This is a genomic window from Micromonospora sp. SL1-18 (genome assembly GCF_047921505.1).
Lineage (GTDB): Bacteria > Actinomycetota > Actinomycetes > Mycobacteriales > Micromonosporaceae > Micromonospora.
In genome coordinates this window covers 28,037-44,252 of record NZ_JBLROA010000051.1, presented here as the reverse complement: position 1 = coordinate 44,252, position 16,216 = coordinate 28,037, and the positions used below count along the sequence as shown (strand labels likewise).

Annotated in this window: 13 protein-coding genes and 1 pseudogene; 6 read left to right on the top strand and 8 right to left on the bottom strand. The window is 75.0% G+C overall.

The window, feature by feature from the left end; all coding sequences use genetic code 11:
• The first annotated feature begins 53 nt into the window (after positions 1–53).
• Positions 54–1,295, top strand: a complete 1,242-nt coding sequence (locus ACNAW0_RS22115; RefSeq protein WP_416289860.1) for a glutamate-5-semialdehyde dehydrogenase — start codon at positions 54–56, stop codon at positions 1,293–1,295.
• A gap of 289 nt (positions 1,296–1,584) precedes the next feature.
• On the opposite strand, the pseudogene ACNAW0_RS22110 reads toward ACNAW0_RS22115, so the two are convergent.
• From ACNAW0_RS22110 to ACNAW0_RS22085, 6 genes and pseudogenes are all read right to left on the bottom strand, one after another.
• Positions 1,585–2,454: pseudogene (locus ACNAW0_RS22110) on the bottom strand (hypothetical protein); the annotation flags it as partial.
• Positions 2,455–2,523: 69 nt separating this feature from the next.
• Entirely contained in the window at positions 2,524–3,741 is a 1,218-nt protein-coding gene (moeZ, locus tag ACNAW0_RS22105) for an adenylyltransferase/sulfurtransferase MoeZ (RefSeq protein ID WP_416289859.1), read from the bottom strand.
• An 82-nt stretch (positions 3,742–3,823) separates the two neighbouring features.
• Positions 3,824–4,573, bottom strand: coding sequence for a DUF3152 domain-containing protein (locus tag ACNAW0_RS22100; RefSeq protein WP_416289863.1), 750 nt, complete (start codon positions 4,571–4,573; stop codon positions 3,824–3,826).
• Positions 4,574–4,815: 242 nt separating this feature from the next.
• The gene (locus ACNAW0_RS22095) at positions 4,816–5,757 is read right to left on the bottom strand and encodes a DUF3152 domain-containing protein (RefSeq protein ID WP_416289858.1); all 942 of its coding nucleotides are present in this window, start codon (positions 5,755–5,757) and stop codon (positions 4,816–4,818) included.
• A 5-nt stretch (positions 5,758–5,762) separates the two neighbouring features.
• Positions 5,763–6,785 (bottom strand): alpha/beta fold hydrolase, encoded by a 1,023-nt coding sequence (locus ACNAW0_RS22090; RefSeq protein WP_416289857.1) that lies wholly within the window; start codon positions 6,783–6,785, stop codon positions 5,763–5,765.
• 50 nt (positions 6,786–6,835) lie between these two features.
• On the bottom strand, positions 6,836–8,911 hold the full coding sequence (locus ACNAW0_RS22085) for a hypothetical protein (protein ID WP_416289862.1): 2,076 nt from the start codon (positions 8,909–8,911) through the stop codon (positions 6,836–6,838).
• Positions 8,912–9,764: 853 nt separating this feature from the next.
• Here ACNAW0_RS22085 and ACNAW0_RS22080 point away from each other — a divergent pair.
• The 5 genes from ACNAW0_RS22080 to ACNAW0_RS22060 all read left to right on the top strand — a co-directional run bounded on the left by ACNAW0_RS22080 (position 9,765) and on the right by ACNAW0_RS22060 (position 14,936).
• Positions 9,765–10,403 (top strand): TetR/AcrR family transcriptional regulator, encoded by a 639-nt coding sequence (locus ACNAW0_RS22080; protein ID WP_416289856.1) that lies wholly within the window; start codon positions 9,765–9,767, stop codon positions 10,401–10,403.
• Positions 10,404–10,468: 65 nt separating this feature from the next.
• Entirely contained in the window at positions 10,469–10,696 is a 228-nt protein-coding gene (locus ACNAW0_RS22075) for a DUF3107 domain-containing protein (protein ID WP_089005166.1), read from the top strand.
• Between the two features lie 736 nt (positions 10,697–11,432).
• On the top strand, positions 11,433–13,091 hold the full coding sequence (locus ACNAW0_RS22070; protein ID WP_416289855.1) for a DEAD/DEAH box helicase: 1,659 nt from the start codon (positions 11,433–11,435) through the stop codon (positions 13,089–13,091).
• A gap of 172 nt (positions 13,092–13,263) precedes the next feature.
• On the top strand, positions 13,264–14,418 hold the full coding sequence (locus ACNAW0_RS22065; RefSeq protein ID WP_416289854.1) for a class I SAM-dependent methyltransferase: 1,155 nt from the start codon (positions 13,264–13,266) through the stop codon (positions 14,416–14,418).
• 128 nt (positions 14,419–14,546) lie between these two features.
• Positions 14,547–14,936: a helix-turn-helix domain-containing protein gene (locus ACNAW0_RS22060; RefSeq protein WP_416289853.1), complete on the top strand. Its 390-nt coding sequence runs from the start codon at positions 14,547–14,549 to the stop codon at positions 14,934–14,936.
• Between the two features lie 5 nt (positions 14,937–14,941).
• Here ACNAW0_RS22060 and ACNAW0_RS22055 read toward each other — a convergent pair whose 3' ends face one another.
• Together ACNAW0_RS22055 and ACNAW0_RS22050 are read right to left on the bottom strand one after the other, a co-directional pair.
• Entirely contained in the window at positions 14,942–15,928 is a 987-nt protein-coding gene (locus tag ACNAW0_RS22055; protein ID WP_416289852.1) for a hypothetical protein, read from the bottom strand.
• Positions 15,921–16,151 (bottom strand): heavy-metal-associated domain-containing protein, encoded by a 231-nt coding sequence (locus ACNAW0_RS22050; RefSeq protein ID WP_416289851.1) that lies wholly within the window; start codon positions 16,149–16,151, stop codon positions 15,921–15,923. The genes ACNAW0_RS22055 and ACNAW0_RS22050 overlap by 8 nt, the downstream gene beginning before the upstream one ends.
• Positions 16,152–16,216: the final 65 nt, after the last annotated feature.

The window sequence follows — 16,216 nt, the reverse complement described above, 5'->3', positions numbered from 1 at the left end:
TGTTAACGCCTCGCGTTAACAAGGGGCCCCTCCTAACACCTGAGGAGTACAGGATGAGCGTCGTCGAGCAGGCCCGGCGGGCACGGGACGCGGCGGAGACTCTCGCGGTCGCCCCGCGTACGGCCAAGGACGCCGCGCTGCACGCGATGGCCGACGCGCTGGTGGCGCGTACCCCGGAGATCCTGGTCGCGAACGCGACGGACCTGGCGGCCGGGCGCGCGGCCGGGCTGACCTCGGCGGTGCTGGACCGGCTGGCGCTCGACGCGGGCCGGGTGGGCGGCATCGCCGAGGCGCTGCGCCAGATGGCCGCGCTGCCCGACCCGGTCGGCGAGGTGGTCCGCGGCTCGACCCTGCCGAACGGGCTGGAGTTGCGGCAGGTGCGGGTGCCGTTCGGGGTGGTCGGAATCATCTACGAGGCCCGGCCGAACGTGACCGTGGACGCGGCCGGGATCTGCCTGAAGTCCGGCAACGCGGCGCTGCTGCGCGGCTCCTCCTCGGCGGCGCAGTCCAACGCAGCCCTGGTCGCCGTGCTGCGGGACGCGATGGCCGGGGCCGGCCTGCCGGCGGACGCGGTGCAGCTCCTCGACGCCACCTCGCGGGACTCGGTGAAGGAGCTGATGCGGGCCCGGGGGCTGGTCGACGTGCTGATCCCGCGCGGCGGCGCGTCGCTGATCCGGACCGTGGTCGAGGAGTCGACCGTGCCGGTGATCGAGACCGGGGTGGGCAACTGCCACGTCTACGTGGACGCCGCCGCCGACGTCGCCAAGGCCGTGGCGATCGCGCTGAACGCCAAGACTCAGCGCCTCTCGACCTGCAACACGACCGAGTCGCTGCTGGTCCACGCGGACGTCGCGGACGCCTTCCTGCCGGCGGTGCTGGCCGCCTTCGCCGACGCCGGGGTGACCGTGCACGGCGACGCCCGGGTGGCCGGGCACTCGCCGGCGGTCGTCGCCGCCACCGAGGAGGACTTCGCCACCGAGTACCTCTCCGCCGACATCTCGGTCGCCGTCGTCGAGTCGCTCGACGCGGCGGTGGCGCACATCCGGCAGTACGGCACGGGACACACCGAGGCCATCGTCACGGACTCCCAGTCGGCGGCCCGGGAGTTCGTGGCCCGGGTGGACGCCGCGGCGGTGATGGTGAACGCCTCGACCCGATTCACCGACGGCGGCGAGTTCGGCTTCGGCGCCGAGATCGGCATCTCCACGCAGAAGCTGCACGCCCGCGGCCCGATGGGGCTGCCCGAGCTGACCAGCACCAAGTACGTCGTCACCGGCGACGGCCACCTGCGCTGACCGCCGCCCCCGCCGGCGGTCGCCTCGCGGGCCGGGCCGCCTCGCCGGGGGTTGGGCTCACGGATTGCGGCAGGTGGTGGTGTCCCGCCGCCGGGATGCCCCGATTCACCGCAACCCGGGTCGATCAAGCCGCGGGCGGCGAGACGGCCGGCGCCGAGACGGCCGGCGGCGAGACGGCCGGCGGCGAGACGGCCAGCGGCGGGGCCGTGCGCTGCGGCGGGGCCGGCGGGTTCGGCGGGGCGGCCGGCGGCACGAACGTGCCGGACACCGAGGCCTCGGGCGCGACCGGACGGCAGGCCCGGATGGCGCGCAGGGTGGTGTGCACGTCGAACTGGTGGCCGTCGTCGCTGTCCCAGCCGCCGTCGCTGCGCTGGGTCTCGGCGAGCCGCTTGCGCGCCGAGGCCAGCAGCCACTGTTCCTCGCCCACCTCGACCCGGCACAGCGTGGCGGCGAGCCAGGCGACGTCGGCCGGGGACAGCCCCGGGATCCGGTCGGCCAGCACCGCCTGGATCTGGGCTGACTCGTAGTACATCTGCTGGCGGTGCAGCACGGCTGCGGCCAGCCAGCCGGCGGGCAGGAAGGACGGCCAGCTCCCGTCCAGGGCGAGCTGCGCGGCGAGCGCCTGCGCCGCCGCCTGCACCACCCCGGCGTACGCCCCGCCGACTCGGTGGTCGAGCGGCCCGCCGGCGCGGGCGTCCAGCCCGGCCACGGTCAGCCAGAATCCGGCATTGGCGGTCAGGTAGAGCCGGGCCTCCGGGTCGCCCGGGGTGGCCCACTCGGGGGCGAACCCGGCCAGCGACGGGTCTTCGTCCCAGCCGCCGTCGGACAGTTGCGAGGTGGCCAGCCAGTCCAGAGCGCGCCGGGCGGCCGGACGACTCAGCGCCCCGAGGTCGTCCAGCTCGGCCAGGCGGAAGCAGGTGGCGTCGATCGAGGCCACGTCACCGTCGAGCATGGCGGGCCAGCCGCCGCCGGGCACCTGCCCGACCTCCGCCGCGTCGAGCAGGTCGGCCGGTGCCGGGGCACCAATACGCAGCCGGGAGAGACGGGCGCGGTCCACCGCGTCCCCGTGTGCCACGACGAAGCCGATAGCGGCGTCCAGATCGACCACGACGGAGAAGCTACCTGCGGGAAGGTGCGCCCGCCTCGGTAGCTCGGTCAGGAATGGCCCGGCTCACCGGCGGTACGCGAAGGCCCTCCCGCCACAGCAGGAGGGCCCTTCGGCGACGACTCAGTACGCGGGCAGCGACGGGTCGATCTGCTTGATCCAGGAGAGCACGCCACCCTGGACGTGCACGGCGTCGGAGAAGCCGGCCGCCTTCAGCGCGGCGAGCGCCTCGGCGGACCGGACGCCGGACTTGCAGTGCAGCACGATCTGCCGGTCCTGCGGCAGCTTCGCGAGCGCCTCGCCGGAGATGATCTCGCCCTTGGGGATGAGCGTCGCGCCGGGGATCCGGACGATCTCGTACTCGGCGGGCTCACGGACGTCGACCAGGAAGATGTCCTTGCCGGCGTCCTGCCACTCCTTGAGCTCCAGCGCGGTGATGGTCGCGTCGACCACCGCCTCCTGTGCCTCCACGGAGACCGCGCCGCAGAAGTCCTCGTAGTCCTCCAGCAGGTCGGTGAGCGTGGGGTTCTCGCCGCAGAGCGCGCAGTTCGGGTCCTTACGGACCTTGATCTTGCGATAGCTCATCTCCAGGGCGTCGTAGACCATCAGCCGGCCGACCAGCGGCTCGCCGATGCCGGTGAGCAGCTTGATCGCCTCGTTGACCTGGATCGAGCCGATGGACGCGCAGAGCACGCCCAGCACGCCGCCCTCGGCGCACGACGGCACCATGCCGGGCGGCGGCGGCTCCGGGTAGAGGCAGCGGTAGCAGGGGCCGTGCTCGGCCCAGAACACCGACGCCTGGCCGTCGAACCGGTAGATCGAGCCCCAGACGTACGGCTTGCCGAGCAGCACCGCCGCGTCGTTGACCAGGTAGCGGGTGGCGAAGTTGTCGGTGCCGTCGACGATCAGGTCGTACTGGGAGAAGATCTCCCGGATGTTGTCCCGGTCCAGCGCGGTGTTGTGGATCTGGACCTGGACCAGTGGGTTGATCTCGCGGATCGACGCGGCGGCCGACTCGGCCTTGGGCCGGCCCACGTCGGAGACGCCGTGGATGACCTGGCGCTGGAGGTTGGACTCGTCGACGGTGTCGAAGTCGATGATGCCCAGGGTGCCGACGCCGGCGGCGGCGAGGTAGAGCAGGGCCGGCGAGCCGAGACCGCCGGCACCCACGCAGAGCACCCGGGCGTTCTTCAGCCGCTTCTGCCCCGTTACCCCGACGTCGGGGATGATCAGGTGGCGCGAGTAGCGACGGACCTCGTCTACGGTCAGCTCGGCGGCGGGCTCGACGAGCGGGGGCAACGACACGGTGGACTCCCCGGGATCGGCGGTGGGACCGCGCAATTGTCACTCGCGGCGTAGGGATCGGCCATGATGAGCGACACGTCGTCCGATATTCGGGAGCGGGAATAAGGGCCGCGCCGACTCAGAGGCCGTCGGTCAACTCCCCCTCGTAGCGAACTCCGTCGCGGTAGGGCCAGGCGTTCGCGACGCAGCCGTCCAGCCCGTACGTCTGCTGCTGCATCACCGGCGCCGGCTCGCCCGGCCCCGGGCAGGCCTGGTGCAGCTCGCCGAACTCGTGCCCGACCTCGTGGTTGATCACGTACGTCCGGTAGACGTCCAGCGGGGCGCCGTAGTCCGGCACCGCGTCCATCCAGCGCGCCAGGTTGATGATCACCTTGCCGGGCAGCCGGCAGGAGGTGAACCGCTCGGTGGTCAGGCCTCCCTCGGCGCACATCCGCTCCGAGGTGACCGGGGTGGCCAGGTAGATGGTGAAGTCGGCGGCAGCCGCCTCGGTCACCCGCTGCACCCGCAGCTCGCCGGAGGCGATCCAGCTCCGCGGGTCGGCGAGCACCGCGTCGACCGTGGCGGCGAACTCGTCCGCGTCCTGCCCGGTGTCCCGTTCGACCTCGATCCGGTAACGGCGCAGCGGGCCGTTGTGCCCGCGTACCGGCGAGCGGCTGTCGGCGGTGGAGAAGTGCCCGGAGCCCTCGGTCGGGTACCCGCTGGGCCGTACCCGCGGACCGGCGCCGACGCCGTGCGCCAGCGGGTCGCCCGCCGCCACCGACGACGGGCCGGTGGGCACGTGGACCAGGTCGGTCAGGCCGGTCACGCCGCCCACCGCCGCCAGCAGCGCGACCAGGAGCAGGACGGTACGGCGACGGCGGCGGCGCATCCGGCGCAGCCCGTCGCGGACCGGCGGGGCGCTGTCGGGGTGGGTCGGCGGGGCGGTGCCGGGGTGGGTCGGCGGGCGGTCGAAGTCGAGCCGGACCGGGCGACCTTCCCCGGTCGACGGACGGGCGGGCTCGACAGGCGGGTCGGAAGGGGACGACGGCGTCATGACACCAGCGTGCCATGCAATTCGGGCATTTAGTCTCTTTTACCGCCTCTCCAGCGAAATACTCCTCATCGCCAGGATCAGGTCTTTCGCCTCGAAAGGCCGGTATACCGCCTGCCGTCGAGGTACGGCCACGGGTTCGGCCGACAGCCGTCGAGGAAGAGGGTCTGCTGCTGCATCACCGGCGCCGGCTTCCCCGCCCCGGGGCACCCCTCGTGGTGGTGCCCCAACTGGTGGCCGACCTCGTGGTTGATCACGTAGCTCCGGTACGTGTCCAGCGGCAACTCCGCCGCGACCAGGTGCGGCGCCGAGGACCGCCAGCGGTCCAGGTTGATGACCACCTCGCGGGGCACCCGGCAGGACGTGTACGGCACGTCGTCCTTACGGATGTCGACCCCGCCGCCCAGACACAACCGGCCGGCCGTGTCCCGGGTGGCCAGATAGATCGTGAAGTCGTACCGGCTGCCCGGGGCGACCCGCTGCAACCGCAACCGGCCGCCGTCCACCCAGCTCCCCGGCCCGGCCAGCGCCCGCTGCACGGCATCGCCGAAGGCCTCGACGTCCTCACCGGAGCCGTCCTCCACCGCCACCCGGAAACGGCGCAGCACCCCTGCCCGGCCGAGCACCCCGCCCGGCCGGGCGTCGTACGCGAAGCTGCCCCGGCCGTGGGCCGGCACCGGGCCGGGCAGGCTCAGCACCGGCGCGGGCGTGCCGGTGCTCGGCACCGGCGACGGGCTCGCCGGGGCGGACGAGGCCGGCGGAGCGGACGACGGCGCCAGCGGGGTGGACGACGGCGTCGGCGGGGCGCTCGACCGTGCCGGCGGTTGCACCGTCGTGTCGTCGGCGGTCAGCATCCCCGCGATGGCCGACGGCCGCTGCACCGCCACCGGGATGGCGGCCCCGGCGACGACCAGGAACGCGAACACCACGATCACCGGTTGCCCGCGGCGACCGGCCGGACGACCGTTTCGGGCGGGAGCGGGCCGGGCAGCGGCGCGCGGCGGGTGGACGAAACGGGGCATCCAGCTCAGCCTGCCATGTGGCGACCGGGCACGCTCGCCTCCGATCCGGCCAGCGAGCTCTCCGGCAGGTCCGAGAGCCCGCCGTCCCGCGCCTCGGCGAGCAATGCCAGCACCGCGCGCGCCACGGTGCGCGGCACCTCCAACTGGGCCACGTGACCCACCCCGTCGAGCATCAGCAGGCGGCTGTCCGGGATCACCCGGGCGGCCTGCGGCGCCACCCGGACGTCGACCAGCCGGTCCTGCCGTCCCCCCACCACCAGCGTGGGCGCGCGCACCGCCGCTGCCAGTCGCCACAGTGAACCCGAGCCCGGCAGGTACGACCGCAGAAAGCTGGAGACCAGGCCGCGGAAGGTCCGGACGTACGCGGCGGCGTAGTGGGCGGCCTCGTAGCGGACCCGGATCTCCTCGATCGCCTCCCGCCGGCGCTGCTCGCTGATCCGGGTCAGGTCGGCGATGCACGCCTCCATCACCTGCTGGGCCGCCACCTCGGGGGCGAGCTGCGCCAGCCGCCGGGCGGCCAGCCGCTCCCCGCGGGGGATCGCCAGCAGCGGCAGCATCCGCCCCTGCAACGAGCGGCGGAAGTCCAGGAACGGCAGCGCCGGAGAGATCAGGGTCAGCGTCCGCACCAGATCCGGCCGCAGCGCCGCCACGCGTACCGAGATCGCCCCGCCCAGCGAGTTGCCGAACAGATGCACCGGGCCCCGGTCGCCGTGCTCGATGAAGCGGATCACCCGGTCGGCGAAGGCCGGGACGGTGTACCGCCGGCCGGGCTCGCTGCGGCCGAAGCCGGGCAGGTCGATCGCCTGGCCGGCCAACCGGTCGGCGAGCAGGCCGGCCAGGTCCGTCCAGTTCTGCGAGGAGCCGCCGAGGCCGTGCACGTAGAGCGCAGGCTCGGCGTCGGGGGCGGTGGCGGGGGTGTCCCGCACGTACGTCACCGTGCCGTCGAGGCGTACCTCCCGGCCGGGCCACGGCGGTGGGAGTTGGTGCGCGGGCAGGACGTGTTCCGGCCAGAGGGCGGCACGCTTCATGGCTCCAGTCTCCCCGTGTCACGGCCACCCGGCACCGGCATGCGCTCTGCTCAGGTGAGCAGCGCCTCCAACCGGCGGTTCACCGCGGCCAGGGCCGCCCGGACGACCGCCTGCCGGGGATCGCCGGCGACCAGGGCAGAGCCGGCCAGCTGCTCGACCCAGCCGTCGCACACCAGCAGCACCACCACAGTGGCCACCTCGCAGTTGCCGAACGGCACCACGGCGGCGTGCTCGACGAAACATCGCCCCCGTTCCCCGTTCGGGGCCAGCCAGCCGAGCAGCTCGTCCACCGCCGCCGCGGCGGCCACCGCACAGAGCCGCAGCACGTACCCGTCGACCGCCGGCCCGGTGGCGTGGCCCTCCGCCGGCCGGTCGCCGGCGATCAGGCGTACCTCCACGGTGGCGTCGAGCCCGAAGGTGCTCACCTGGACGTGCTCAAGCACCACCCGGGGCCCCGGCACGCCGCCGGTGTGCAGCGGCCGGGAGGGCGCGCTCTCCGTCGTGGTCAGCTGCCCACCGGAGTACGACGTGCCGACCGTGGCCGGGGCGGCGGCGAGCGAGGACTCCTCCACGGCCGCCCGGCCCCGGTGGACCGCGGCCTGCCGGCGCCGGCGTGGCGGCTCGCCAGCCGGCTCCGTCCCGTCCGGTGCCTCGGCGAGCCGGCCGGTCCGCGCCTCGGGCGCACCGAGGCGGCCCTCCCCGGCCCAATTTTCCGTGGCCCGGCCCGTGGCCGGCCGCGCGGCACCTGCTCGGTCCGGTGCCGCGTGCGGCTCGCCAGGGCGCTCGGCCCGCGGCTGCGCCGGCCGTTGGCGGACCGGGGGCGGCGGGATGGCCGGGGCGCCGGGCAGGTTCTGCGGGGCGGCGGCCAGCCCCATCCGTTCCTGGAGCAGCCGGGCCACCACCCGGCTCACCTCGGCCGGATCGGCGCCGTCGGCGAGGTCGAGCCGGAGGCTGTGCGCCCCGGCCGGGGTACGGCGCAGGGCCGCGTCCCGAACGCCGGCGACCTCACGGACGGCGTCGAGGATGGCGTTGACGTCGAAGCCCTCGGGCCGCTCGCGCAGCGGCGCCGGCTCGTCGTCGCGGCGCAGGTGGGTGGCGATGCGGGCGAGTTCCGGGGTCTCGGCGGGCGGTTCCACGGCGGGCGGCTCCGGCACGACGGGCACGTCCGGCTCGGCGGGGACGCGCTGTGGCAGCACCGCCGGCGCGGGTTCCGCCGGCCGGGCTTGGGCAACCGGCTCGGCCGGTGACAGCGACTCGGGCGCCGCCCGGCGGGCCACGTAGGGAGGTGCGCTCGTCGGGGTGGCGGGGGCGCGGTCGAGGCGGGCCGCCGTGGCGGCGGGACCGGCGGGGGTCGGCGGCAGCCCGGGCGCCTCGGCGGGTGGCTCGTCGGCCACGGCCCTCGGCCGGAACGGCAAGTCGTCCTCGTCCCGCCGGGCGTCCGTCGCCGCGCCGTAGCCGGTGGCCGCCGGGCCGTACCCGGTGGGGCGCCCGCCGGCTGGTGCCTCGCGAGGGACCGGCGGGGCACTGGTCGGGGCGGGGTGCGGCGGCGCGCTGAAGGGGGTCACCGGCACGGGCGGCCCGGCCCAGGCGGGCCGCTCGCGGATCTCCCGCGCCGGCGGCTCGTACGCCGGGTTGGGCTCGGCCTCGGCCCGGGACGCCTCGTACGACCGCGCTTGCTCCGGTGCCCACTCGGCGGCGCGCTCCGCGCGGCGGCCCGTCGGCTCGTCCTCGTGCGGCCGTCGCCCGACGGGCTGGTCTTCGCCGGCGGGTCGCCCGACGGGCTCGTCCTCGCCCGCCCGTCGTCCGGCGGATTCGTCTTCGCCGGCGCGTCGTCCGGTGGGCTCGTCCTCGTCGGCGCGTCGTCCGGTCGGCTCGTCCTCGCCGGCCCAGCGGGGGGCCCAGCCACCGCCCCAGCTCGGCGGGCTCCAGCTCGCGCCGGACCGGTCCGGCTCCTCGGCCGGCGCCGGCCCGCGCTCGCCCGGTGGCCCGGCGCGCCGGTCGTCGGCTGACGCCGCGCGCGGCTCCTCGGGGTTGCCGCGATGCTCCGCCACCGGACCCGCGTCCCGCTCGGCGACCGGCCCGGTGGGCGCCGGCGACGCGGATCGGTCGGCCCACCCCTGAGCCAACGACGGCGACTCCGCCGGCGACTCCGCAGGCGTTCGATCGGCCCAGCCCTGAGACAACGACGGCGACTCCGCAGGCGCCCGATCGGCCCACCCCTGGGACAACGACGGCGGCGGCTCGGCGGTCGGGGCGTGCAGGCCGGGCGGCATCTCGAAACCGGAGGCGGCGGCGCCGGCCGGCGGCACCTGCAGGGCCGGCGGTGCGGACGACGGGACGTTGCCCTCCGCCCAGGCGCGGCCCGCCGGCAGGTCGTCCGACGGGGGCCGGGCCGGGCCGGGCTCCGCCTCGGCCGACGGCTGCTCCATCGCCGGAGTCGGCCGCTGGGCCGGTACGACCAGCCGGTCGCCGTCGGTCTCGCGGCGCGGCTCGTCCAGCGGCGGGGCACTCACCGGCGACTGGCGGGTCACGGGCGACTCCTCCCCAGCGTGCGGCACGCCGTTGAGGTGGCGGCCGTTGACCCGGCCCGACGGATCCTCGGCGGGCAGCCCGGGCAACGGGGCCGGCAGGTCGCCGTGTCGGGACGACGCGGTGCCCCAGCCGGTGGTGGCATCGGGGCGGGACCAGCCGCCGGGAGCCTCCGGGCTCCGGGCCCAGCCGGTCGTCGGGGGCGCCCACCCGTTGCCAGCGTGGGCCAGGTCATCCTGCTGACCCGTCCCGTCGCCGTGCTCTCCCGGGGTGGCGGCTCCGGGTTGCCCTGAATCAGTCACCGCGCGCTCCTTGGTCGCCCCCGCTGAGGCTACCGTGTGGGGACAGTGGCGATAAGTTACAGCGGCGGGCCAATTCCGCGACGGGTTCACGACCCCGACCGGTTCGGGTGATAAGTGCCGGCTCGTACGATCAAACTCGGAGGCTCCCATGACCGCCGTGGGGAACGGTGCACAGACCGCCGGCCGGCCCACCCGCCTGCCGCGCTCGGCGCGGCGCAAGCAACTGCTCGCCGCCGCCCAGGAAGTGTTCGTCGCGCAGGGCTACCACGCCGCCGCGATGGACGACATCGCCGAGCGGGCGGGAGTCTCCAAGCCGGTGCTCTACCAGCACTTCCCCGGCAAGATGGAGCTCTACCTGGCGCTGCTGGACACGCACTGCGACGCGATCGTGGCGAAGGTGCACGACGCGATGCGCGGCACCAACGACAACAAGGAGCGGGTCAGCGCCTCGGTGCGCGCGTACTTCGATTTCGTCGACCACGAGAGCGAGGCGTTCCGGCTGGTCTTCGAGTCGGACCTGCGCAACGACCCGGCCGTACGGCAACGGGTGGAGCGGGTCGAGCAGGGCGCGGTCGCGGCGATCACCGACACCATCATCTCGGACACCGGCGTGAGCCGGGCGCACGCCGAGCTGCTCGCCTCCGGCCTGGTCGGTGCGGCCGAGGCGGCCGCCCAGTTCTGGCTGGCCAGCGGCCGGCAGGTGCCCAAGGCGGAGGCCGAGGCGCTGGTCGCCGCCCTCTCCTGGCGGGGCATCGCCAGCTTCCCGCTGCAAGGTGAGTCAGCCTGACCATCGGCCCGGCAGATCGGATAGCCTTCTCACGGCGGCACTTTCGCCCCAGTTGAGGAGGCACTGTGGAGGTCAAGATCGGCGTGCAGTACGCGCCGCGGGAGCTGGTCCTGGAGAGCGGGCAGTCGCCGGCCGAGGTCGAGCGGATCGTGACCGACGCCATCGCCAAGGGCGAGGGGACCCTCTCCCTGACCGACGAGAAGGGCCGGCGGGTCGTCGTGCCGGTCACCAAGGTCGCCTACGTCGAGATCGCGGAGGCCGCACCCCGCGCGGTCGGGTTCACCGTCCGCTGATTCCCGCCGGGTCGCCGTGGCGGGAGCTACCCGCCGCGGCGGCGCCGGACCTCAGTCGTTCAGCCCGCCGCAGCGGTGCCGGGCCTCAGTCGTTCAGCCCGCGGCCGTCATCCGCGCGGCGTGCGCGTCGGCGAGCCGCCGGAACAACGCCGACGCGTCCGCGCCGCCCCGGCGCGCGATCAGCGCGGGTGAGCGCGCCCCCGGGTCCGCCGCGGCCACCCGGCCGGTTCTGGGAGCCGGCCGGTCTGGGAGACCGCCTCCCCGGCGAGCCGCTGGGCCCACCTGCGGAGCCGGATTTGGCCACCCAGGGGTTGGCCTCGATGGCCGCACGCATCTCGGCGGCGGCGAACTCGACGGCTGCTCCGGGTTGCGCGGCGCGCAGCCTGGCAGGCTTCGGGATAGCCGAGCGTGGCATCAGAGACGCCGAGCCGGAGTGGTCGTAAGCGTCGCCCGGCCACCACCCCGGGTCGCCCCGACGACATGTGGCCCAGGTCACACGGCGACGTCCCGGATGGGGGCCCAGCAGCGGAATCAGGACGACCCAGGGGCGGTTCAGGTAGGATGACACAGTTGCCGTGGGCACCGATTCTTCAGCTGAGCTGATCAACGCCGGCCCCCGGCGCGCGTGCGGCCCGGTCCGGCTCGGCGTACCGCCCCCGACCGTGTGGCCCGCGCCATACCGATCGCGCCCTGAGGACATGAGGGGCGCACCACGAGAGGGCACCCCCAAATCCATATGAGTGAGCAGACTCAAGGCCAGTCGCTGGCCCCCACCGCTCCGGTCCGTCCGGAGGCCCCCACATTCGCCGCGCTCGGCGCGCGTCAGGAGACCGTCGAGGCGCTCGCGGTCGCCGGCATCACCCACGCGTTCGCGATCCAGGAGTACGCGCTGCCGATCGCGCTGCGCGGCGTCGACCTGATCGGCCAGGCGCCCACCGGCACCGGCAAGACCCTCGGCTTCGGCATCCCACTGCTGGAGCGGGTGTTCGCCCCGTCCGAGGGTGGCGACGGCCTGCCCCAGGCGCTGGTCGTCGTACCCACCCGTGAGCTTGGCCTACAGGTCGCCAAGGACCTGGACACCGCCGGCCGTACCCGGGGCGTCCGGGTGCTGCCGATCTACGGCGGAGTGGCGTACGAGCCGCAGGTCGAGGCGCTGCGCAAGGGCGTCGAGATCCTGGTCGGCACCCCGGGCCGGCTGCTGGACCTGGCCAAGCAGAAGCACCTGCGGCTCGACCGGGTGCACGCGCTGGTGCTCGACGAGGCCGACCGGATGCTCGACCTGGGCTTCCTGGACGACGTCGAGAAGATCCTGGCGATGCTGCCGGAGGACCGGCAGACCATGCTCTTCTCGGCGACCATGCCGGACCCGATCGTCGCGCTGTCCCGGCGCTTCCTGCGCCACCCGATCACCATTCACGCCGGGCACACGGCCGAGACCGGCCCGAACCCGCAGACCCGGCAGCTGGCCTACCGCACCCACTCGCTCAACAAGATCGAGATCGTGGCGCGGATCCTCCAGGCGGAGGGGCGGGGCCTGACCATGATCTTCACCCGTACCAAGCGGGCCGCCGACCGGGTCGCCGAGGACCTCGACTTCCGCGGCTTCGCGGTGGCCGCCGTTCACGGTGATCTGGGGCAGGGTGCCCGGGAGCGGGCGCTGCGGGCGTTCCGGTCCGGCAAGATCGACACGCTGGTCGCCACCGACGTGGCCGCCCGGGGCATCGACGTCACGGGCGTCACTCACGTCATCAACTACGACTGCCCCGAGGACCAGGACACCTACACCCACCGGATCGGTCGTACCGGCCGGGCCGGGGCGACCGGGGTCGCGGTGACCTTCGTCGACTGGGACGACGTGCCGCGCTGGCGGATCATCGACAAGACCCTCGGGCTCGACATGCCCGAGCCGCCGGAGACGTACCACACCTCCGCGCACCTCTACACCGACCTGGACATCTCCAGCGACGTCACCGGCACCCTGCCGACGGCCGAGCGCACCCGCGCCGGGCTGTCGGCGGAGGCCGAGGAGGACCTCGGCGGGGGCCGGTCGCGGCGCGGCGACCGCGGCGACCGCGGCTCGCGCCGCGGTGAGGGCCGCAGCCGCGAGCGCCGCCGGGGTCGCGGGGGCGACGCCGGCGCGACGCCCGCCGAGGGCGGCACGGGCGCCGAGGCCGCCGAGGAGGGCACCCGCACCCCGCGCCGCCGGCGGCGCCGCCGGGGTGGCGAGGTGGTCGCCGGCGAGCTCAGCGCGGTGATCTCCACCGAGGGCGGGGCCGAGCCGGCTGCGGCAACCGCGGCCGAGGGCGAGGCCCCGGCCAAGCCGCGCCGCCGCCGGCGCCGCCGTGGTGGCGGTGGTTCGGGCACGGGTACGCCGGCCGAGGCGACCGCCGACTGACAGCGACGGATGGCGGCCCCGGGACCCCGGTCCAGGGGCCGCCGCCTGTCCCCGCTGTCCCTGCCCGCCCCATCCGGCCAGCCGCGTCGGCCATGAAGTTGTTGCCGCGACACGCCGGGGTGGAGGGCCAAAACCTCATGATCACGGCCGTCGACGACAAGGAAGATGGGCCATGCCGGAACCGCTGGACGCTGCCCTCACCGAGGTGCGGGCGCTGCTGCTCGACCCCGCCCTGACCCGCGCGGTCGCCGCCGGCCGGCGTCGCGGCCAGCGCCCCTCGGTGGTCCGCGCCGAACTGCGCCCGGTCACCCTCAAGACCGGCCCCCGGCTGCAGATCGCCACCTCCGATGGCGCCCGGCCCCACACCCGGAACGTGGCCCCGGGCACGGAGGCCGGCGCGGCTGTCGACGCGCTGCTCGCCGAGCCGTTCGGCAACTGGCACGTGGAGACGGCCGACACGACGCTGCAGCTGCGGGTGACCAAGTCGGGTGAGGCGCAGGTGCACCGGGCGGCGGCGAGCCGCCCGGCGCCCGAGCCGAGCGGCCACGACCGGGTCAAGGACTACCTGCTCGACCCGGGCGATCCGATCTTCGCCGAGATCGGCGGCTCGGCCGCCAAGCGCCGCCAGGTGGACGCGTTCCTGCGCGCGCTGGCAGCCACCCTGCCGGACGACCTGACCGGCCCGCTGCGCGTGGTCGACCTGGGCTGCGGCAACGCGTACCTGACCTTCGCCGCGTACCGGTACCTGGCGCAGCGCGGGCTGGACGTGGAGCTGGTCGGGGTGGACGTCCGCGAGGACCAGCGCCGGCGCAACACCGAACTGGCCGAGCGGCTCGGCTGGGCCGACCGGGTCCGGTTCGTGGCCGGCACCATCGCCGACGCGGCGGTCGAGCCGGCCCCCGACCTGGTGCTGGCGCTGCACGCCTGCGACACCGCCACCGACGAGGCGCTGGCCCGGGCCGTCCGGTGGGGCGCCCGCTGGATCCTCGCCGCCCCCTGCTGCCACCACGACGTGGCGGCCCAGCTGCGGTCCCGGCCGGCACCGGAGCCGTACGGGCTGCTCACCCGGCAGGGCATCCTGCGCGAACGGTTCGCCGACGTGCTGACCGACGCGCTGCGGGCCGGCCTGCTCCGGCTGCACGGGTACCGCGCCGAGGTGGTGGAGTTCGTCGACTCCCGGCACACCCCGCGCAACCTGCTGATCCGGGCCCGGCGGACGGGGCACGAGCCGACGGACGACCAGCGGGCGGAGTACCAGGAACTGGTCGGCCAGTGGGAGGTCACCCCCCGGTTGGCGGCGCTGCTGTCCGGGTCGTCGCCGGCCTGACGCCCACGGGCCCCCACAGATCAGTCAGTTACTTCCGCCTACGGCCGTACTACCCTCGTAGGCGCACCGTCCAGTGTGCCAGTCCGGAGAGGAAACGCCCCGAGGCCATGGCAGAGGTTTCGCCGCAGATGGCCTTCGCGCGCTTTGTGCGGCGGGCCATCGACGACGCCCGTGAGGAGCGCGGCTGGACGGTGACCGATCTGGCCGCGCACACCCGGGTGGGTCGCTCCACAGTGTTCCGCTGGCTGGCCGGCGACTGGCAGGACTACCCCGAGCTGGCCAAGGTACGCGGCTTCTGCGCCGCGCTCGACCTGCCGGTGACAGCCGCCTTCCGCGCGCTCGGCCTGCCCGACGCCGACCCGATCCCCCGTCGCCGTGGGGAGGAGACCCCGGTGGAGGCGGATGTCCGAGTGATCCTGGAACGGCTGGCTGATCCGAGCGTCCCCGCCGAGGAGAAGCACCACATCCGCGACCTGCTCCGCTACCTGGCCCGCCGGCCGGTCCGCCGAGCCGGCTGACCCGCTCAGCCCACCGCCACGGTGAACTCGGCGGTACGCACCACGCCGGCCACCTGGAAATCCAGGAACATCCGGTAGCGCCCGGGCCCCGGCGGGGTCATCCAGAACGTCACGGTGCCCGGTTCGGCCTGCGGCCCAGGGTGCACGTGCAGGTAGCCGAGGTCCCCCTCGCGCAGCGCGACCAGGTGGCCGTACGCGCCGAGGTAGGGCTCCAGCGCCGCGGGGCTGCCGCCGGAGCGGATCGAGAAGCGCACCGGAAGCGTCTCCCCCGCCTTCGGCGTGCCCTCGTAGCCGACGGTGAACCCGTCGACGGTGGTCGAGGTGGCCGCCCCGGGCAGCGGGCGGGGCGCGTACCCGCCGGGCGCGGCCAGGTCCACGCCGAGCGTGACTGCGGTCTGCCGGCCGTCGTCGGCGACGGCGGTGAAGTCGGCGTACGCCCGCCAGACGCCCGCCTCGGGCAGGGTGAGCGGCACCGACCAGGTCCCGTCGGCCGCCATCGTCGGGTGCAGGTGCTGGTAGCCGGTGAGGTCGCGGCGCACCACGATGAGGTGCATCGGCTTCTCGTGCACGACGGCGAAGCGGGTTACCGGCCGACGCCGCTCGTCCCGGATCTGGAATCGCAGCGCACCGGCCCGGCCGACCGGGAACTCCACGGCCGACGGGGCGAGCGTGTAACCGCCCGAGCTGATCGAGAGGCCGACGGCGTCCGCATCCCCGGCCTGCGTGGCGGTGGCCCCGTCGTGCGAGTGGGCACCTGTGCCCGGCGGGTGGGTGTGGGCGGCGGTCGCCGGGACGGCGCCGGACGCGGTGGTCGGCGGCGGGTTCAGCCGGCCGAGGCCGAAGCCGAACAGCACGGCGAGCACCAGCCCGCCGACCACCAGGGCGAGCCGGAGCGTGCCCCGGTCCACCCCGGTCGGCTCCGCCCCCGGGGTACGCAGGTCGGTGGCCGGCAGGTCGGCCGGTGACACGCTGACGGCTGGCGACTCAGGCAACGCCGGTGGCCAGCTCGTAACCCGCCTCGTCAACGGCGGCGCGGACGGCTTCGATCGGCAGCGGCTCGGTGCTGGTGACCGTGGCCGTGCCGGCGGCCAGGTCGACCCGGACCTCGTCGACGCCGGGCAGGGCGGACAGTTCCTCGGTGACCGCCCGTACGCAGTGCTCGCAGGTCATCCCGGTGACGGCGTACGTCTGGGTGACGGGTCGCTGCTCGGTCATGGGCCCACCGTACCGCCAGGTGCGGTGCCGCTCGGCTGACCGTCGGTGACGGTGGCGGCGCTCGC

Bases quoted from the DNA above. Each gene is read 5' to 3' on its own strand.
- ACNAW0_RS22115 (WP_416289860.1), top strand. From the start codon at position 54: ATGAGCGTCGTCGAGCAGGCCCGGCGGGCACGGGACGCGGCGGAGACT.
- ACNAW0_RS22100 (WP_416289863.1), bottom strand. From the start codon at position 4,573: ATGCGCCGCCGCCGTCGCCGTACCGTCCTGCTCCTGGTCGCGCTGCTG.
- ACNAW0_RS22095 (WP_416289858.1), bottom strand. From the start codon at position 5,757: ATGCCCCGTTTCGTCCACCCGCCGCGCGCCGCTGCCCGGCCCGCTCCC.
- ACNAW0_RS22090 (WP_416289857.1), bottom strand. From the start codon at position 6,785: ATGAAGCGTGCCGCCCTCTGGCCGGAACACGTCCTGCCCGCGCACCAA.
- ACNAW0_RS22080 (WP_416289856.1), top strand. From the start codon at position 9,765: ATGACCGCCGTGGGGAACGGTGCACAGACCGCCGGCCGGCCCACCCGC.
- ACNAW0_RS22070 (WP_416289855.1), top strand. From the start codon at position 11,433: ATGAGTGAGCAGACTCAAGGCCAGTCGCTGGCCCCCACCGCTCCGGTC.
- ACNAW0_RS22065 (WP_416289854.1), top strand. From the start codon at position 13,264: ATGCCGGAACCGCTGGACGCTGCCCTCACCGAGGTGCGGGCGCTGCTG.
- ACNAW0_RS22060 (WP_416289853.1), top strand. From the start codon at position 14,547: ATGGCCTTCGCGCGCTTTGTGCGGCGGGCCATCGACGACGCCCGTGAG.
- ACNAW0_RS22050 (WP_416289851.1), bottom strand. From the start codon at position 16,151: ATGACCGAGCAGCGACCCGTCACCCAGACGTACGCCGTCACCGGGATG.